14 protein-coding genes are annotated in these 18648 nt (G+C 64.1%); 5 read left to right on the top strand and 9 right to left on the bottom strand.

Annotated features, from left to right (window positions below):
• Positions 1 to 49 precede the first annotated feature (49 nt).
• Positions 50 to 298, top strand: a complete 249-nt coding sequence (locus BTO32_RS06335) for a YkoF family thiamine/hydroxymethylpyrimidine-binding protein (RefSeq protein WP_076723793.1) — start codon at positions 50 to 52, stop codon at positions 296 to 298.
• On the top strand, positions 295 to 2208 hold the full coding sequence (gene ftsH / locus BTO32_RS06330; RefSeq protein ID WP_076723792.1) for an ATP-dependent zinc metalloprotease FtsH: 1914 nt from the start codon (positions 295 to 297) through the stop codon (positions 2206 to 2208). The genes BTO32_RS06335 and ftsH overlap by 4 nt, the downstream gene beginning before the upstream one ends.
• A 44-nt stretch (positions 2209 to 2252) precedes the next feature.
• On the opposite strand, the gene yghU is transcribed toward ftsH, so the two are convergent.
• The 4 genes from yghU to BTO32_RS06310 form a co-directional block, all read right to left on the bottom strand.
• Entirely contained in the window at positions 2253 to 3134 is an 882-nt protein-coding gene (gene yghU, locus BTO32_RS06325) for a glutathione-dependent disulfide-bond oxidoreductase (RefSeq protein WP_076723791.1), read from the bottom strand.
• 93 nt (positions 3135 to 3227) lie between these two features.
• Positions 3228 to 3587 (bottom strand): carboxymuconolactone decarboxylase family protein, encoded by a 360-nt coding sequence (locus BTO32_RS06320; RefSeq protein WP_076723790.1) that lies wholly within the window; start codon positions 3585 to 3587, stop codon positions 3228 to 3230.
• A 53-nt stretch (positions 3588 to 3640) separates the two neighbouring features.
• Positions 3641 to 3931, bottom strand: a complete 291-nt coding sequence (locus BTO32_RS06315; protein WP_245820291.1) for a YrhK family protein — start codon at positions 3929 to 3931, stop codon at positions 3641 to 3643.
• The gene (locus tag BTO32_RS06310; protein WP_076723789.1) at positions 3931 to 4278 is read right to left on the bottom strand and encodes a 4a-hydroxytetrahydrobiopterin dehydratase; all 348 of its coding nucleotides are present in this window, start codon (positions 4276 to 4278) and stop codon (positions 3931 to 3933) included. Before BTO32_RS06310 ends, BTO32_RS06315 begins: the two co-directional genes overlap by 1 nt.
• 128 nt (positions 4279 to 4406) lie before the next feature.
• On the opposite strand from BTO32_RS06310, the gene imuA reads away from it, so the two are divergent.
• Genes imuA through BTO32_RS06295 form a run of 3 tightly spaced genes read left to right on the top strand, consistent with a single transcriptional unit; the run spans position 4407 to position 9635 of the window.
• Positions 4407 to 5093 carry a translesion DNA synthesis-associated protein ImuA gene (gene imuA / locus BTO32_RS06305; protein ID WP_076724144.1) on the top strand — a complete coding sequence of 229 codons (687 nt, stop codon included), beginning with the start codon at positions 4407 to 4409 and terminating at the stop codon, positions 5091 to 5093.
• A 4-nt stretch (positions 5094 to 5097) separates the two neighbouring features.
• Positions 5098 to 6516 (top strand): Y-family DNA polymerase, encoded by a 1419-nt coding sequence (locus tag BTO32_RS06300; RefSeq protein ID WP_076723788.1) that lies wholly within the window; start codon positions 5098 to 5100, stop codon positions 6514 to 6516.
• A gap of 5 nt (positions 6517 to 6521) precedes the next feature.
• Positions 6522 to 9635: an error-prone DNA polymerase gene (locus tag BTO32_RS06295; RefSeq protein WP_076723787.1), complete on the top strand. Its 3114-nt coding sequence runs from the start codon at positions 6522 to 6524 to the stop codon at positions 9633 to 9635.
• A gap of 71 nt (positions 9636 to 9706) precedes the next feature.
• On the opposite strand, the gene BTO32_RS06290 is transcribed toward BTO32_RS06295, so the two are convergent.
• The 5 genes from BTO32_RS06290 to BTO32_RS06270 form a co-directional block, all read right to left on the bottom strand.
• Positions 9707 to 11029, bottom strand: coding sequence for a sodium ion-translocating decarboxylase subunit beta (locus tag BTO32_RS06290; protein WP_076723786.1), 1323 nt, complete (start codon positions 11027 to 11029; stop codon positions 9707 to 9709).
• Positions 11030 to 11042: 13 nt separating this feature from the next.
• Positions 11043 to 12824: a sodium-extruding oxaloacetate decarboxylase subunit alpha gene (gene oadA / locus BTO32_RS06285; RefSeq protein ID WP_076723785.1), complete on the bottom strand. Its 1782-nt coding sequence runs from the start codon at positions 12822 to 12824 to the stop codon at positions 11043 to 11045.
• 42 nt (positions 12825 to 12866) lie between these two features.
• Positions 12867 to 13115 carry an OadG family protein gene (locus BTO32_RS06280; protein WP_076723784.1) on the bottom strand — a complete coding sequence of 83 codons (249 nt, stop codon included), beginning with the start codon at positions 13113 to 13115 and terminating at the stop codon, positions 12867 to 12869.
• Positions 13116 to 13364: 249 nt separating this feature from the next.
• Entirely contained in the window at positions 13365 to 15764 is a 2400-nt protein-coding gene (locus tag BTO32_RS06275) for a phosphoketolase family protein (RefSeq protein ID WP_076723783.1), read from the bottom strand.
• Positions 15765 to 15783: 19 nt separating this feature from the next.
• Complete coding sequence (locus BTO32_RS06270; protein WP_076723782.1) at positions 15784 to 18387, bottom strand: plasma-membrane proton-efflux P-type ATPase; 2604 nt, start codon at positions 18385 to 18387, stop codon at positions 15784 to 15786.
• Positions 18388 to 18648 lie beyond the last annotated feature (261 nt).

The following is an 18648-nucleotide window of genomic DNA, read 5'->3' as shown; positions in this document are numbered from 1 at the left end:
CGGCCAAAACGAGGAATTGACCCGAGCCGGAGGCCGGGGGGAGGAAAACATGTATCTTTCAGTGCAACTCAGCTGCTACCCTCTCAAAGAGGACTACAAGCAACCGATCTGGGACCTCATCGCCCGCCTGGAACAGTCGGGGCTGGAAGTCTACCCGGGCCGGATGAGCACGGAGATCTTTGGCGAGTACGACGAAGTCATGAAGGTACTGGCAGACGCCATGAAGTGGTCGTTTGAAACCTATGGCAAATCCGTCTTTGTCGCCAAGATCATGGAGGGCGACCGGAGGCCAAGATGACAACCGCACCAGGACCCGGGCAAAAACCGGACAACCCACCCACCCCACCCCAGTCCACGCTGCCCAACCAGTACGCGTTTCTCTGGTTGAGCGCCGCCATCTTCCTGATGGTGCTCTGGATGCAGGGAGACAACCAGGCCCGCCAGCAGGACTTGGCCTACTCCGATTTCAAGGCCGCGGTGGTCAAGCAGCAGGTGGCGGAAGTCACCCTCAAGGCGGAGGAAATCCTCGGCAAGTTTACCGAGGCCGGCGCCGCCGCCTTCAGCGGCGACCGTTCCGATGCACGACCGGCCACCGGTTTCCGGACCATCCGTCCGCCCATGGATGATCCGGAGCTGCTCCCCCTACTGGAAGATCACGGCATCACCATCCGCGCCGCGCCCGCCGGTCTGCCCTGGTGGCAGCAGCTGATCCAGGCCTTCCTGCCCTGGCTGTTACTGCTGGCGCTGATGTTCTGGTTCTGGAATACCGCCCAGCGACGCATGGGCCAGGGGGGCGGCCTGTTCGATTACGCCCGTTCCCGGGCCCGCCGGGCCCGCAAGGAAACATCCCACACGACACTGGATGACGTGGCCGGCATCGAGTCCGCCAAGCGTGAAATCACTGAAATCATTGAATTCCTGAAGTCACCGGAACGCTTCCGGCGGCTGGGTGCGGTCATGCCCAAGGGCATCCTGCTGGTCGGCCCGCCCGGCACCGGCAAGACATTGCTGGCCCGGGCCATTGCCGGCGAGGCGGACGTGCCCTTCTTCAGCATCAGCGCCTCCGAGTTCATCGAGATGTTCGTGGGCGTGGGCGCGGCCCGGGTCCGAGACATGTTCCAAACCGCCCGCAAGGAAGCCCCGGCGCTGATTTTCATCGACGAACTGGACGCCATCGGCCGCTCCCGGGGCACCGGGCTCGGTGGCGGGCATGACGAGCGCGAGCAGACCCTGAACCAGATCCTGACGGAAATGGACGGTTTCGAGGAGCACGAGAGCATTCTGGTGCTGGCCGCTACCAACCGGCCGGATGTCCTCGACAGCGCCCTGCTCCGCCCGGGCCGGTTCGATCGCAAAATCACCCTGGACCGTCCGCACAAGGAAGCGCGCGAGGCCATCCTGGCAGTGCACGTGCGCAAGGTGCCGCTGGCGGAGGACGTCAACCTGTCCGACATCGCCGCCCGGACCATTGGTTTTTCCGGCGCCGACCTGAAAAATTTGGTCAACGAGGCGGCGCTGACCGCCGTGCGCTCAAACAAGGACAAGGTGGACGCCCAGTGCTTTGACGAAGCCCGAGACCGCATCATCTTGGGCGAGGAACGGGACGCCAAGCTGACGCCCCAGGAACGGGAGGCGGTGGCCTACCACGAGTGCGGCCACGCCATCATGGCTTACTTCATGCCAAAGGCCGACCCACTCACCAAGGTCACCATCATCCCCCACGGTATGGCCATGGGTGTGACCGAGCAGACCCCGCAGGAAGACCGTTACACCTATACCGAAAGCTACCTGAAGGACCGTATCAAGGTCATGCTTGGCGGCCGCTCCGCGGAAAAGGTGATCTACGGCGAGGTCAGCACCGGGGCCCAGAACGACCTCAAGGAAGCCACCCGCCTGCTGCGACGGATGATCGGCCAGTGGGGCATGAGCGAAAAGGTCGGTCCCCTGGGCCTGAGCATCGGCGAGGAACACGTATTCCTGGGCCGCGAGATGGGCGCGCCCCGCGAATTCAGCGAGAAAATGGCGGAGCTGATCGATGCCGAGATCCAGCAGCAGCTGATTGAGCTGGAACGGGAAACCGTGGAGTTCCTCAAGGCGCATCGCAACCATCTGGAAGCGCTGGCACGGGAAGTCCTGCAAAAGGAAACCCTGAGCGCCGAGGAAATCGACGAAATCCTACGTCGCGAAGACGACCGCAAGATCGCCTGAGCCCGGCACCCGGGGCCCTTACGGCCCCCGCCGGCGGGGCCGGCCTATCCGCCTGCCCCGTCACGCTCCAGCTTGTCCTGGGTCCGCTGCTCGAAATCGCTGGCGTCGTGGCGCTCGTGCAGCTGTGAGGACAGCTCCCCCCAGGTCCGGTTCACCATGCGCCCCCGCTGGACCGCCGGCCGCTGGGCAATCTCGTCGGCCCAACGGATCACGTGGGTGTAGGTGTGCGCTTCCAGAAATTCGGCGGCATCATAGAGCACGCCCTTCACCAAGGCACCATACCAAGGCCAGATGGCCATATCGGCGATGGTGTAGGTTTCTCCGGCCACGTAGCGGTGCTCCGCCAGCTGCCGGTCCAGCACGTCCAGCTGGCGTTTCACTTCCATGGTGTAGCGGTTGATCGGGTATTCATACTTCTCCGGCGCATAGGCGTAGAAGTGGCCGAAACCACCGCCCAGAAAAGGCGCGCTGCCCATCTGCCAAAACAGCCAGTTCAGGGTTTCGGTACGCCCGGCCGGGTCCTTGGGCAGGAACTCGCCAAACTTCTCGGCCAAATACAGCAGAATGGAACCGGACTCGAACACGCGGATCGACGGCTCGACACTGCGGTCCACCATGGCCGGAATCTTGGAGTTGGGGTTGACCTTCACGAAACCGCTGCCGAACTGCTCGCCTTCGGTAATTCGGATCAGCCAGGCGTCATACTCGGCGCCTTCGTGACCCAGCGCCAGCAGTTCCTCGAGCATCACCGTCGCCTTCACCCCGTTCGGGGTCGCCAGGGAATACAGCTGGATCGGATGCTGACCCACCGGCAGCTCTTTCTCATGGGTCGGCCCGGCCACCGGCCGGTTGATACTGGCGAACTTGCCACCATTGCCAGGATCCCATTGCCACACTTTGGGCGGAGTGTACGTCGGATCACTCATCGAGCCAGATCTCCTGTCATTCGGTCAAAGAAAACCGGGCTCCCTCCGGAACCCGGAAACACCGCTTCAAAACACGCGCCTGGAAGCGGTCTGTCAGCGGCCCGGCACCGTCGCCCGTTCCTGGAACTGGCTCAGTGCCTGCAGCGCCTCGATACCATAAACCACCGAGGGGCCGCCGCCCATCAGGATCGCCACCGATACGGTTTCGGCGATCTCCTCGGCGCTGGCGCCCGCCGCCATCGCATCGTGTACATGAAAGGAAATGCAGCCGTCGCAGCGCACGGTAATGGCGATCCTCAGCGCGATCAGCTCCTTGGTCTTGCTGTCCAGGGCCCCCTGCCGGGTACTGGCCTCATGGAGCGCGCCAAACCCCTTCATCACGTCCGGCTGGGCCAGCCCCAGCTTTTCCATCCAGACGGTCAGCTCCTGGTAATGCTCCGGAAAGTTCTTCATGGTCCGCTCCTATGCCCGCTTGACTGTTCCCCCATCATAGCACCCGCCCCGCCCTAGCTGTCCCAGTGGCTGGCCGGGATGCGCTTAATGTGGATATGGCTGACCAGACGAATCGTCGGGCGGACCAGAAACTGAAAACTGCCGACGACGAACAGCCAGGCTGCCGCTTTTTCGTATGCCGGGAACAGAAACAGGAGACTGCCGATCAGAAACCAGATGGCGATGAAAAAATCGTTGGCGATACTGAGCACCTCGTAACGCCGGCGGATCACCAGCTCCTCGTTACCCAGCTTCAGGGTGAGCGGGCGGTCCGTGTCCCGCTCATCCATGATCCCGTCAGCCATCATGCGTCCCCGGAATAGAGCGCATCGGTGCGGGCCGCCATGATGAAATCGTTACGGTGCAACCCGCCAATTTTGTGTGTCCACCAGCGGACCGTGACCTTCCCCCACTCCAGGAGTATGGCAGGGTGATGATTTTCCTGCTCGGCCAGTTCCGCCACCTGGTTGGTGAACGCCAGGGCCTCGGCGAAATTCCGGAACCGGAACGCCCGCTGCAGCTGCGGCTCCCCATCCTGCTCGATGAGGCGCCAGTCGGGAAGCTCCGCAAGCCAGGTCCGGGACTCCGCCTGGGTCGCCTTCGGCGCGTCCGCCCGACAGGCCTCGCATATCTGGTCCTTGAGTGCCGTCATTGTCTCGCCTCCTTTGGTGATTGCCTGTTCTAACCCTGGGCTCTGGCAACGGGATTATCAACCCCCGTCTTGCAATCTGGCCAGCAGCAAAATACTGTATATAAACACAGTACTCTTGGATGCTGCCCATGAATGAGCTGCTGACGACCCTGATTCAGGAAGTTCGTGTCTGGCCGGGCCACCGACACCATCGAGCCCGGATTCCTGCCGAAGCCACCGGCTACCGGGAGCTGGATGAGCCACTGGGCGGAGGCTGGCCCCGGGGCGCCCTGACCGAATGCCTGCTGGATGGCGTAGGCATGGGCGAACTGCAACTGGTGTTGCCGGCGATGCGGCGGCTGAGCCGCCGTGGCAAGCGCGTGTTCTGGATCAACCCACCCCACATTCCCTACGCTCCGGCTCTCGATCAGGAGGACGTGGACCTGAACCAGGTGTTGGTGATCCGGACCAACAACCGGGGCGATACCCTGTGGACCCTGGAAAACTGCCTGCGCGCGCCCGTCACCGGCCTGGTGCTGGCCTGGCCCGGGGGGCTGGCCAGCCGGGAAATACGCCGCCTGCAGCTGGCGGCAGAAGCCGGCCGCAGTGTCTGCATCCTGTTTCGGGACCGCCGTCAGGCCAGCCAAAACTCACCGGCCGCCCTGCGCCTGCAACTGACCCCGGACGGATATCTGGGCCTGAACATTCAGGTGCTCAAACGTCGGGGCGGCCGACCGGGTCAGTCCTGCACCCTGAACACGGCCCGGCGGGCCGGCTTGGCGCAAACGGAGGCGTCCGGGGTCGTGCAGGGCCCCTGGACCGTCCCTCGGGAGTAGAACCATGCTCTGGCTTTACCTGCATTTCCCCCACATGCTGCTGGATCACCTGCGTCGTCACCGGCAGTCGTCGCGGCCCCTGGCCATCCTCTCCGGCCAGGACCCACGGGTGGCGCAGGCATGCCCGGAGGCCCGGGCCCTGGGCATTACCGCGGGCATGCGCCTGAAAACGGCACTGGCCCTGGCACCGAATCTGGACGTGATCCAGACACAGCCGGGACAGGACACCCAAGTACTGGAAGCTCAGGCCCGCTGGCTGTACCGATGCGCGGCCCACATCGCCCTCCGCCCGCCCGATGGCCTGCTGGCCGAAGTGGCCAGCCTGCAGCGGTTGTACGGGGGACTCCCCGGGGTCTGGCAAACGGTTGCACAGGCCCTGGAGACACACCAGCTGACCGCCTCAATGGCCCTCGGCCATACCCCGGAGGCCGCACGACTTCTGGCCCGGGCGGACCAGGGCGAGTGCACCGCAGACACTGCGCGCATCCGCCATCGGGTGACCGGGCTGCCCCTGTCCCAGGCCGGCTTCGACCGCACCACGACAGAGCGGCTCCAGCGCCTGGGTCTGACCCGACTCGGCGAGGTCCTGGCCCTGCCACCGGCGGAGCTGGCCCGGCGGTTATCGCCGGACGCCCTGAGCCACCTTCAGAAAATCCAGGGCACACGCCCGGACCCGGTCCAGCCCTGGCACCCGCCGCATGTGTTCCGGCAGGAGGTGGACTTCCTTCAGGACATCGAACAATCGCAGGGGCTGCTGTTTCCCTTGCAGCGTGTACTGTCGGAGCTGGAAGAAGAACTCCGATGGCGTCAGCAGGACACCGACAGCCTGCACCTGTCCCTGCGCCACCGCCAGGGCGACGATAGCCGGATTCATCTCCGCACCGCTGGGCCGGAACACCGGGCCGAGGCCTTTCTGAACCTGGCCCGCCTGCACCTGGAACGGCATCCCCTGAGTGCTCCCGTTACGGGACTCCGGGTCTGCGTGCGGCGGTTTCTGGCCCGGGACGCCAGTCGCGGCCAGGACCTGTTCGGGAAACACAGTCACCCGGAGGAAGCCTGGCACACCCTGGCCAGCCGTCTTCAGGCCCGGCTTGGAGCTTCCGCCCTGCAACGGCTGGTGCCGCGAGCGGACCATCGGCCGGAACGGGCCTGGGCCGCCGCCGGGGCCCTGGGCGAGCCCCATCAGCAACGGCCGGTGCCCGTTCTCCCGGGGCATCGCCCGCTGTGGCTGCTGGCCAGTCCGTACCCCCTCGGCGAAGCGCCGGCCGCCTGGCTGTCTGGCCCAGAACGCATCCGCAGCGGCTGGTGGGACGGGCAGCCGGTGCAGCGGGATTACTACGTTGTCCAGCTGGCCGACGGTCCGCTGGCCTGGGTCTTCCGGGATCTGCGCAACGACTGGTTCATCCACGGCTGGTTCGGATAGAGACAATGCCAGGTTACGCCGAGCTGTTCTGCGTCAGCAATTTCACCTTCCTGACCGGTGCCTCCCACCCCCACGAGCTGGCCGAGCGGGCCGCCGCGCTGGGTTACCATGCCCTAGCCATCACCGACGCCTGTTCGGTGGCGGGCATACCCCGGGCCTGGGCCGCCCTGAAAGCGCAGCCGGTCAAGCTGATTACCGGCAGCTGGTTCCAGTTGTCGGATGCCCCCGCCGGCGAGGCCCGCCCCAGTTTCGTTCTGCTCGCCCGCACCCGCAAGGGATACGGCCAATTGTGCCGCCTGATCACCACCGGTCGCCGGCGGGCCGACAAGGGGCAATACCAGCTGCATGGCCACGACCTCGACAGCCACTGTCTGGACGACTGCCTGTGCCTCTGGCAACCACCGCCCCTCGCCGGTTCGGACGCCCAGCAAGCCCTGGCCTGCGGCGAATGGCTGCAACAGCGGTTCCATCACCGTTTCTGGATTGCCGCCAGCCGCCCCCTGGAGGCAGACGAGGAACAGCGCCTGGCCCGGATCCGATGGCTCGCCGACCAGCTCCGGTGCCCGATCGTGGCCACCGGTGAGGTTCACATGCACAGCCGGGAGCGCCAGCCGTTGCAGGATGTACTGACCGCTCTGCGCCACCGCTGCACCTTGGACCAAGCCAGCCCCCACCTGTTTCCGAACGGTGAGCGCTACCTGCGACCGCTCCCGGTCTTGCAACGTCTGTTCCCGGAGCCCTGGCTCCGGGAAACCCTGCGTATCGCCGAGGCCTGTACCTTCGAGCCCGGCGCCCTTCGCTACGAATACCCGGCGGACCTGGTGCCAGCCAACGAGACGCCGACCGATCACCTGCGCCGGCGGGTACGGGAAGGAGAACGACGGCGCTACCCGGAAGGCACCCCGGAGCGTGTTCGCGACCAGATCCGCAAGGAACTGGCGCTGATCGAGGAGCTGAAGTACGAACACTACTTTCTCACCATTCACGACATCGTCCGCTTCGCCCGTGGGCAGGGCATTCTGTGCCAGGGGCGGGGTTCCGCCGCGAACTCGGTGGTGTGTTATTGCCTGGGCATGACCGAGGTGAACCCGGCCAAGGTAGAGCTGTTGTTCGAGCGGTTCATCTCCCGCGACCGCAACGAACCGCCGGACATCGATGTGGATTTTGAGCATGAGCGCCGGGAAGACGTGATCCAGTACATCTACCGCCGCTATACCCGCGAGCGCGCCGCCCTGGCCGCCACGGTCATCCGGTACCGGCCCCGGAGCGCGATCCGGGACGTCGGCAGGGCCCTGGGCTTCGACCCCGCGCTGGTGGAACAGCTGCTGGAAGCCATTGACTGGCGGGACCGGGATACCGACTGGCGACAACAGATTCTGGACAAAGGGTTAACACGCAACCCAAGAATCGCGGACCGTTTTTTCAACCTGGTCAATACCCTGCTCGGGTTCCCCAGGCACCTGTCCCAGCATGTGGGCGGTTTCGTGATCAGCGCCGGCCCCCTGGCGGAGCTGGTGCCGGTGGAGAACGCCGCCATGGCGGACCGCACCGTCATCCAGTGGGACAAGGACGACCTGAAGAGCCTGGGTCTGATGAAAGTGGACGTTCTCGCCCTGGGTATGCTCTCGGCCCTGCGCAAGGCCCTGGCCCTGATCGGGGAGGCACGGGGCACCCCCTTCACACTCCAGGACATCCCACCGGAGGACCCGGACACCTACGCCATGCTTTGTCGGGGTGACAGCATCGGCGTCTTCCAGGTGGAGTCCCGGGCCCAGATCAACATGTTGCCCAGACTCAGGCCAACCACCTGGTACGACCTGGTGATCCAGGTGGCCATTGTCCGGCCGGGGCCCATCCAGGGTGACATGGTGCACCCCTACCTGCGGCGCCGGCATGGCCAGGAACCGGTTGCCTACCCCAACGACGCCATCCGACAGGTGCTGGAGCGCACCCTCGGCGTTCCCATCTTCCAGGAACAGGCCATCAAGCTGGCCATGGTCGCCGCCGGCTTCAGTGCCGGCGAGGCCGACCAGCTGCGCCGGGCGATGGCCGCCTGGAAAGCCCACGGCGACCTGACCCCATTCCGGGACAAACTGATTGCCGGCATGCTCGAGCGGGGGCATGACCCGGAATTTGCCGAGCGGCTGTACCAACAGATCTGCGGTTTCGGCGGCTACGGCTTCCCCGAGTCCCATGCCGCCAGCTTCGCCCTGCTGGTGTACGCCTCCGCCTGGATCAAGCGCCACTACCCGGCCATGTTCTACTGCGCCCTTCTCAACAGCCAGCCGATGGGTTTCTATTCACCGTCACAACTGGTGCAGGACGCACGGCGTCATGGCGTCACCGTGCGTCCTGCCGATGTCAACCACAGCCAGTGGCAGCACACCCTGGAAGGCCCCGAGCACCACCTGCGACTGGGCCTGCGCCTCATCCGGGGGCTGCCCGCCGCCAGCGCCGAGCGTATCCACCGGCACCGGCCCCGTCGGGGATACCGTGACACCCGCGAGCTGCGACGGCTGGCGAGGCTGAGTCAACGGGACATGGAGTGTCTGGCGGGCGCCAACGCCATGCCCGGGTTTACCCGCAACCGGCACCAAGCCTACTGGGAACTGCTGGATCATGAGGTGCCGGCCGCCCTGTTTGCGGAAGCCGGCGAAACAGAGCGACCCGAGCCCCCCTGCGAGCAACTGCCAGAACCCTCGGAAGGCCAGGACATCCTGGCCGACTACCACAGCCAGGGATTGAGCTTGCGCCGACACCCCCTGGCCCTGCTCCGGGAGCAGGGCTGCCTGCGTCATTGCCTGACGGCCGAACAGCTGACAACCGCCCATCCCGGGCGGCCAGTTCAGGTGGCCGGGCTGGTCACCGGGAGACAACGCCCCAGTTCCGCCGCCGGCGTCACCTTCGTGACCCTGGAAGACGAAACCGGCAACGTGAACGTGGTGGTCTGGCTGGCGACGGCACGGCACCAGAGGAAACCCCTGCTGACCGCCCGGCTGCTGCATGTGCAGGGGGTGGTGGAGCGGGAGGGCGAGGTGGTCCATGTCATGGCCGGGAAACTGACCGACCTGAGCCATCTCATCGAAACCCTGCCGGTCCGTTCCAGGGACTTTCACTGAGACCCTCGACACCGCCCGAGAAAAATAAAACCCCGCACACAGGCGGGGTTTTAACGGGCTGCCGGCGGTGTTCAGCTGAGCAGCTTGATCATCACGCCCGCCGCCACCGCAGAGCCGATTACGCCGGCCACGTTCGGGCCCATGGCGTGCATCAGCAGGAAGTTCTGCGGGTTGGCTTCCAGGCCCACCTTGTTGGAGACCCGGGCCGCCATCGGCACCGCAGATACCCCGGCGGAGCCGATCAGCGGGTTGATCTTTTCCTTAGACATCAGGTTCATCAGCTTGGCCATAAGCACACCGGCAGCGGTACCGACACCGAACGCCACAATACCCAGCATCAGGATGCCAAGGGTCTGCGGATCCAGGAACTTCTCAGCCATGAGTTTCGAGCCCACAGACAGTCCCAGGAAGATGGTGACAATGTTGATCAGGGCATTCTGGGCAGTATCGCTCAGGCGCTCAACCACGCCGCACTCACGCATCAGGTTACCGAAGCAGAACATACCCAGCAGCGGCGCCGCATCCGGTAGGAACAGCACCACGGCAATCAGAACCACCAGCGGGAAGATGATTTTCTCCTTCCGGCTCACCGGGCGCAGCTGCGACATCTTGATCTTGCGCTCCTCCTCGGTGGTCAGCGCCTTCATGATCGGCGGCTGAATCATCGGCACCATCGCCATGTAGGCGTAGGCGGAAACCGCGATGGCACCCAGCAGGTGCGGGGCCAGGACGCTGGAAACGTAGATCGAGGTGGGACCATCGGCCCCCCCGATGATGCCGACCGCGGCGGCCTCAAGGATGGTGAAGTCCAGAATACCGCCCCAATCCAGCAGGGCCGCGCCCAGCACCGTGCCGAAGATGCCGAACTGGGCGGCAGCGCCCAGCAGCATGGTCTTCGGGTTGGCCAGTAGCGGACCGAAATCCGTCATCGCGCCCACGCCCATGAAGATGATCAGCGGCCCCACGGTGCTGCCAATGATCACCTGATAGAAGTTGTAGAGCATGCCGTTGCCGTAGCCGAAGTCTTGGGCCAGGCCATTGGCCATGGCTACCTCCGCCGTACTGGCTTCCTTGAAGGCGTGTTTGAAGGTCTCGATCACTTCCGGCGTCACCGCCTGGGAGGCGTCGTAGGCCACGTCCAGTGCCCCCGCCAGGGCCGCCAGCACTTCCGGCTTGCCGAAGTGGATCGCGTTCTCCGCGGCGGACAGGGCAAGCCCCGCCTCCGGGATGTTCGCCAGAATGCCGCCGAAGCCGATCGGCACCAGCAGCAGAGGCTCAAAGCCCTTGCGAATGGCGAGGTACAGGAGAAGCAGGCCAATGCCGATCATCACCAGCTGGCCAGGTTCGATGTTGAACAGGCCACTGCCTGTCCAGAGCGTCAGTAATTTTTCCATGGAATGCTGGCCCTTATGCGATTGTCAGCATTTCATCATCAGGGGAGACGGCATCACCGACCTTGATGAAGACTTCACCGATGGTGCCGGCTTTGGGTGCGCGAACTTCCGTTTCCATCTTCATGGCCTCGAGGATGACCAGGACATCGCCCTCCTCAACGGTGTCACCGGGAGCAACCAGCACTTTCCAGATGTTGCCACCCAGCGGCGCCACCACCGGCTCGCCCTCACCTGCGGCCGGAACGGCAGCACCCGCCGCCGGGGCGGCCGCGCCTCCCTGGGCTTCGATCTGGGTGATTTCACCCCCCTCGGACACCGCCACCACGAACTTCCGGCCATTGACCTCGACGGTGTAAGTCTCGGGGCCACTCGCCTTCCGGGCCGGCGCCACGTCATCGGCGCTCGGGACCGGCTCGAAGGCGTCCGGGTTGCCACGGTTTTCCAGGAACTTCAGGCCAATCTGGGGGAACAGTGCGTAGGTCAACACGTCGTCCACGACATTCTCGGCCAGCTGGATGCCTTTTTCCTCCGCCAGCGTTTTCAGTTCCTCGGTCAGCCTGTCCATTTCCGGCTCCAACAGGTCGGCCGGGCGACAGGTCACCGGCTCCTTGCCGTCCAGCACGCGCGCCTGCAGTTCCCGGTTGAACGGCGCCGGAGCCGCGCCGTATTCACCCTTGAGGATGGCGGCGGTCTCCTTGGAGATGGACTTGTAACGCTCGCCCGTCAGGACATTGAGCACCGCCTGGGTACCAACGATCTGGGAGGTTGGCGTCACCAGCGGGATATAGCCCAGGTCCTCGCGGACCTTGGGAATTTCCTCCAGCACCTGATCGAACTTGTCGATGGCGTTCTGCTCGCGCAGCTGGCTTTCCATGTTGGTGAGCATGCCGCCGGGGACCTGGGCGGTCAGGATGCGGGAATCCACGCCACGCAGGCTGCCCTCGAACTTGGCGTATTTTTTCCGGACTTCGCGGAAATAGCCGGCAATTTCTTCCAGCAAATGCAGGTCCAGACCGGTGTCGCGGTCGGTGCCCTCGAGAATCGCCACGATCGCCTCGGTGGGCGAGTGGCCGTAGGTCATGCTCATGGAGGAGATGGCGGTATCCACGTTGTCGATACCCGCCTCGGCCGCCTTGATGGCGGTGGCCGTGGACATGCCGGTGGTGGCATGGCACTGCATGTGAACGGGCACGCTCAGTTCTTTCTTCAGACGGCTGACCAGCTCGTAAGCCACGTACGGCTTGAGCAGACCCGCCATGTCCTTGATGGCGATGGAATCGGCGCCCATGGACTCAATCTGCTTGGCCAGTTCCACCCACATATCAACGGTATGGACCGGGCTGGTGGTATAGGAAATGGTGCCCTGGGCGTGCTTGCCCGTCTTGCGCACGGCCCGGATGGCCGTTTCCAGGTTGCGCGGATCGTTCATGGCGTCAAAGATCCGGAACACATCGACGCCGTTCTCGGCGGCACGGTCGACAAACCGCTCTACCACATCGTCCGCGTAATGGCGGTAACCCAGCAGGTTCTGGCCCCGCAGCAGCATCTGCTGGGGCGTGTTGGGCATGGCCTTTTTCAATTCGCGGATGCGCTCCCAGGGGTCCTCGCCCAGATAGCGGATGCAGGCATCAAAGGTGGCGCCACCCCAGGATTCGAGAGACCAGAAGCCGACCTTGTCCAGCTTCTCGGCAATCGGCAGCATGTCATCCAGCCGCATTCGGGTGGCCAGCAGGGACTGATGGGCGTCACGCAGAACGACGTCCGTAATCCCCAGCGGTTTTTTTGTATCAGTCATCGTGTCAGCCTTCTATGAAAAGGTTCTCTTTCGTTTACCGGGTCACTTCCGGTGCCGCGCCCGGTATTGTGCAATCGCCTTCTTGATGGCCTCGGCGGTGTCAGGATCGACCGACGCGGGCGCTTTCGGCTTGGCACGTGGCGTTTTCGCCGGGGTTGCCGGCTCCGGCGCAAACCGCAGGATGAGCCTGGACATCAGGCCGGTCGCAAACACCAGGATCAGCAGGAATGCGAACACGAACCCCATGCCCACGATCATCAGATCGACGGCTTGTGACATCAGCTCATTCATATCGAACAGCTACCTGTTATTGGAGTGTATGATTTTCCCGTTTTGCCCCGGGGCGCCCGCCAACTGCGTTAGACTAAAGTCTTATGGCGCAACCGGAACAATTCGGAAGGCAAAATCCTGCGTAATTTACCGTTTTAGGCAGGCACGGGCAACCTAAACCCCGACTTTCCATACGGGGTTTCCGAGATCGCCCGGATCGGGAGATGCGCCGGAACCGGGCCCAGCCGCGTCCAGGCCCGGTTCCGGATGTCAGCCATCGGCGCTGGTCCAGCGCCAGTCACGAATTTCCGGCAGATCCTGGCCGGTGCGGATGATGTACTGACGGTGTTCCGTCAACCGGTCGCGCATGTGCTGCTTGAGGTAGGCTGCGCGGTGCATGAGCCCGGGCACCCGGTCGACGACATCCATCACCAGATGAAACCGGTCAATGTCGTTCAGCACCGCCATGTCGAACGGCGTGGTGGTGGTGCCCTCCTCCTTGTAACCGCGCACATGGAGGTTGTGGTGGTTGCGCCGCCGATAGGCCAGGCGATGAATCAGCCAGGGATACCCATGGAAGGCGAAGATGATGGGCTTGTCCGTGGTGAACAGGGTATCGAAATCCTTGTCGCTCAACCCCACCGGGTGCTCCTCCCGGGGTTGCAGGGTCATCAGGTCCACCACGTTGATCACCCGGACCTTCAGGTCGGGTTCGTGCTCGTTCAGCAGGCGGACCGCCGCCAGGGTTTCCAGAGTCGGCACATCGCCGGCGCAGGCCATCACCACATCCGGCTCCACCCCTTGGTCATTGCTTGCCCACTCCCAGATGCCAATACCGGCTCGGCAGTGCCGGATCGCCGCGTCCATGCTCAGCCACTGGGGACTGGGCTGCTTGCCGGCGACGATCACGTTGACTTTGTTACGACTGCGCAGGCACTGGTCCGCCACGTACAGCAGCGAGTTGGCGTCCGGTGGCAGATACACCCTGACGATGCTGGCCTTCTTGTTGACCACGTGGTCGATGAATCCCGGATCCTGATGGGAAAAGCCGTTGTGATCCTGTCGCCAGACGTGGGACGTCAGCAGAATATTGAGTGAGGCAACAGGCCGGCGCCAGGGTATTTCCTGGCTCACCTTCAGCCACTTGGCGTGCTGGTTGAACATCGAATCGACGATATGAATGAAAGCCTCGTAGCAGGAAAAGAAACCGTGACGACCGGTCAGCAGATAGCCTTCGAGCCAACCCTGGCAGGTGTGTTCGGACAGGATCTCCATGACGCGACCGGCCGGTGACAGGTGGTCATCGTCGTCGTAGCGTTCCGCATCCCAGGCCCGGTCGGTCACCTCCAGCAGTGCCCCCAAACGGTTGGAGGCGGTCTCATCCGGCCCCATAACCCGGAAATTCCGGCGTTCCAAATTGCAGGCCATCACGTCCCGCAGGAAATTCCCGAGGGTCCGGGTGGCCTCGCCGGAAACCGCGCCGGGCTGCGGAACCTCCAGCCGGTAGCGGGTGTAGTCCGGCAGCCGCAGGTCTTGGAGCAGCAGCCCCCCGTTGGCATGGGGATTGGCGCCCATGCGCCGTTCCCCTTCCGGCGCGAGCCGGGCCAACTCCGGACGCAGCCTGCCCTGTTCATCAAACAGCTCCTCCGGCCGGTAACTTTTCATCCACTGTTCCAGCAACCGCACGTGGTCCGGCTTAGTGGCCAGCTCCGCGAACGGTACCTGATGCGAGCGCCACGTACCTTCCAGGCGCAGGCCGTCCACTTCCTTCGGGCAGGTCCAGCCCTTCGGGGTCCGCAACACGATCATCGGCCAGCGCGGCCGCTGCGTCCGTTCTCCCGACCGGGCCCGCGCCTGAATGCCTTGGATGTCATCGATAGCACGGCTCAGAACGGCCGCCATCGTCTGGTGAACCACGAGCGGGTCTTCGCCTTCCACGAAATACGGCTCGTAGCCGTACCCCTGGAACAGCTTGCGCAGTTCGTCGCGGCTGATACGGGCAAGCACCGTCGGGTTGGCGATCTTATAGCCATTCAGGTGCAGGATCGGCAGCACCGCGCCGTCGGTCACCGGGTTCAGGAATTTGTTGGAGTGCCAGGCCGTGGCGGCGGGGCCCGTTTCCGCCTCGCCATCGCCGACCACGCAGGCGACGATCAGATCGGGGTTGTCGAAGGCCGCGCCGAAGGCATGGCTCAGGGAATAACCCAGCTCGCCCCCTTCGTGGATGGAGCCCGGCGTTTCCGGCGCCGTGTGGCTGGGGATGCCGCCGGGAAAGGAAAACTGCCGGAACAGGGCCTTCATACCCTCCTCGTCCTGAGTGACACTCGGGTAGAGTTCGCTGTAGCTGCCTTCCAGGTAGGTGTTGGCGACGATGCCGGGCGCTCCGTGCCCAGGGCCGGTGATGTAGATCACGTTCAGGTCCCGGGCCCGGATCAGTCGGTTGAGATGCGCGTACACCAGGTTCAGGCCCGGTGCGGTGCCCCAGTGCCCCAGCAAACGCGGCTTGACGTGCTCCAGTTTCAACGGTTCCCGCAACAACGGATTGTCCAGCAGGTAGATCTGGCCAATCGAAAGGTAGTTGGCCGCGCGCCAGTAGGCGTGCAACTGGTCCAGCGCCTCCGGGCTCAGCGGCGCGGGATTGGCCGGTTCGGTCTTCCCTGTCTCATCCATCGGTAGTCTCCTCAATGATTCAGTCGACGGCGCCCTCGCGCCGTAACATCCGGTAGGTCAGGACCTTGATCACGTCGTTGACGAAGAACCAGGCCAGGGCATACAGCCAGATCCAGGCAGCATAGGCCCAGCCGACGGGCGTTATCATGACACCGTACACCGCGATCAGCGTGCCCAGAATCTCGGTTCCGAACGTAGCCACCATCAGCAGCGGCGATGGCCAGGGGCGCTCCCAGAACCAGCCTTCGGCGCGGGTGACGTACAAGGTGCTGTGGCCGGCCACGATCAGCTTCAGAAACAACAGACTACGGATCATGTCCTCCGAAACCCCGTGCTCCTGCAATACGAAGAACAGCAGGAAGGAGGACACCACACCGGTCAGGCCAAGCACCGAGGACACCGTCAGCAGCTCCCGCATGTTCCAGCGCAGGGGCGCGTTGTGGACGCGGGTGTGATCGTAGGCGATGGTCAGGATTGGAATGTCGTTGAGCAGCGCCAGCAGGATGATCATCAGGGCGGTGATCGGATAGAAGTCGAACACGATGATCGAAACCGTCATGAACAGGATGATCCGGAGGGTTTCCGCGATCCGGAAGGTGGCGTAGCTCTTCATCCGGGCGAACGTGATCCGGGCCTGACGGATCGCCTCGTTGATGACCGACAGACCGGGGGCGGTCAGCACGATGTCCGCGGCGGCCCGGGCGGCGTCGGTGGCGTTGGCGACCGCGAAGCCACAATCGGCCTTTTTCAGGGCCGGCGCATCGTTGACGCCATCGCCGGTCATGGCCACGATGTGGTCGCCTTTCTGCAGGGTGTCGATGATCCGGTACTTATCCTCCGGCACCACCTCCGCGAAGATGTCCACCTCCTCAATCATCTCGACGATGGCGGACTCGTGGGTATGCAGGAACTCTCGTTCCAGCAGGCGAGTGTCGTACAGCCTGCCGACCTCCTCCATCACCTCGCTAGCGAACCGGCGCGCCTCCTTGAACGGCACGCCCCCTTTCAGGCGGCGGTAGATGGCGGTGGTCAGCGCCTCCACCAGCGCCAGCAGCTCGTTGCTTGCCGCCCCCGACAGCTGGGCCGAGCGGATGGTGCGCTGCTCCAGCCCCAGCAGGCCGCCGATCTCACGGGCGATGGCCAGGTTGTCGCCGGTCACCATCTTGACAACGACACCGTTGCGCTGCATTTCCTCGATCACCTCCCGGGAATCTTCCCTCGGCGGGTCGTACAGGGGGATCAGGCCCAGCAACTCCAAGGGTTCACCATCACGGCGGCGGCCCACGGCGATGGTCCGATACCCCTTCGCCGCCAGTGCGTCCACCTGGCGATTGACCTCCGCCACCCGGGCTTCGTCCAGCTCGGTCATCTCCAGCAACACCTGGGTTGCGCCCTTGGCCACCAGGAACCGATCGTCCGCCCGACTCACCACGGCCTCGGTACGTTTGCGAACCGGATCGAACGGCGTGAACGAACGCTGCTGGTAGGATCGCCAGTCGACGTCCGGGTAATGCTCATCCAGGTACCGGAAGATGGGCAGCTCGATGGGGTCCCGGTTTTCCAGGCGCGAGGCCAGCGCCGCGCACAGGAAAAGATCCGGCTCGGACTGCCCAGGCAGCAGGATCGGATCGGCCACCTGCATTTCATTGCGGGTGAGCGTACCGGTCTTGTCAGAGCACAGAACATCCACACCGGCCAGTTCCTCGATGGCGGTCAGATGGGAGACGATGGCCTTGCGACGGGCCAGGTTGATGGCCCCCACCGCCATGGTCACCGACAACACCGCAGGCAGCGCCACCGGGATGGCCGCAACCGTCAGGACCAGTGCGAAGCGGGCGATCTCCAACAACGGCTCATGACGAAACAGCGCCACCATCACGATCAACAGCACCAGGGCCAGGGTGATCAGGATCAGGAAGTTGCCGATCTGCATCACCATTTTTTGAAAGTGGCTGCGTTCCTTGAGACTGGCCCGGGACACCAGCGACACCACGCTGGAGAAGTTAGTGTGCATGCCGGTGTTGACCACCACCGCCCGCATTTCACCCTGCTTGACGATGGTATTGGCGTAGGCCACCGCGCCGGTTTTCTTGCTGACCGGCAGCGACTCCCCCGTCAGCGCCGACTGGTCCAGCAACAGATAGTCCCCGTCCAGCAACTGGACATCCGCCGGCACTACGTTGCCGATTTTCAGGCGAATGATGTCCCCGGGCACCAGTTCACGGAACGGGAGCGCCCGATACTGCCCCGAGCGCAGCACGATGGCCTCGCCCTGAAGGCCCTGTTTCAGGGCCTTCAGGGCGTTCAGGGCACGGTGTTCCTGGAAAAAATCGAGCAGTGCGTTAACCAGCAGCATCACCAGGATAATGGCGAAGTCTTCCCACTTCTGAACCAGCGCCGACAGCAGCGCCGCCACCTCGATCATCCAGGGAATCGGGCCCCAGAAGCGCCGGAACACGCGATGCCACAGGGGCTCTTCCCGTTCCTGGATCTCATTGGGGCCAAAGCGTTCCAGTCGGCGCGCGGCCTCGGCCTCTGACAAGCCTTGGTCCGGATCGGTATCGAGCGTATTCAGGGTATCTTCGGGGGGGTGATCGACGTAGTCGTCGGTCTTTCTTTCCATGACGGCTCCAGTTCCCGGCGCTTGGCTCCCTTGAGGCACCGGACAAGCGAACAACGGGGGAGCGGGAGGCCCGGCGGCCTCTCTAAACATAGTAAGCTTCTGGATGGCTGTCTAAGTTTCGGCGGGTGGGGAAACCGTAACACCGGGCGAGACGACCGGACATGGCAAAACGCCCCGGCCTGCGTGATTTGCAAACCGGGGCGCCTTGACCTAAAGATGGCGCGGCTGGGAGGATTCGAACCTCCGACCGCCTGGTTCGTA

It is taken from the genome of Marinobacter lutaoensis (genome assembly GCF_001981305.1).
Taxonomy (GTDB): Bacteria; Pseudomonadota; Gammaproteobacteria; order Pseudomonadales; family Oleiphilaceae; genus Marinobacter; species Marinobacter lutaoensis.
Note: the sequence above shows the minus strand (reverse complement) of the source record. Positions and strands in the feature narration are given on the sequence as shown.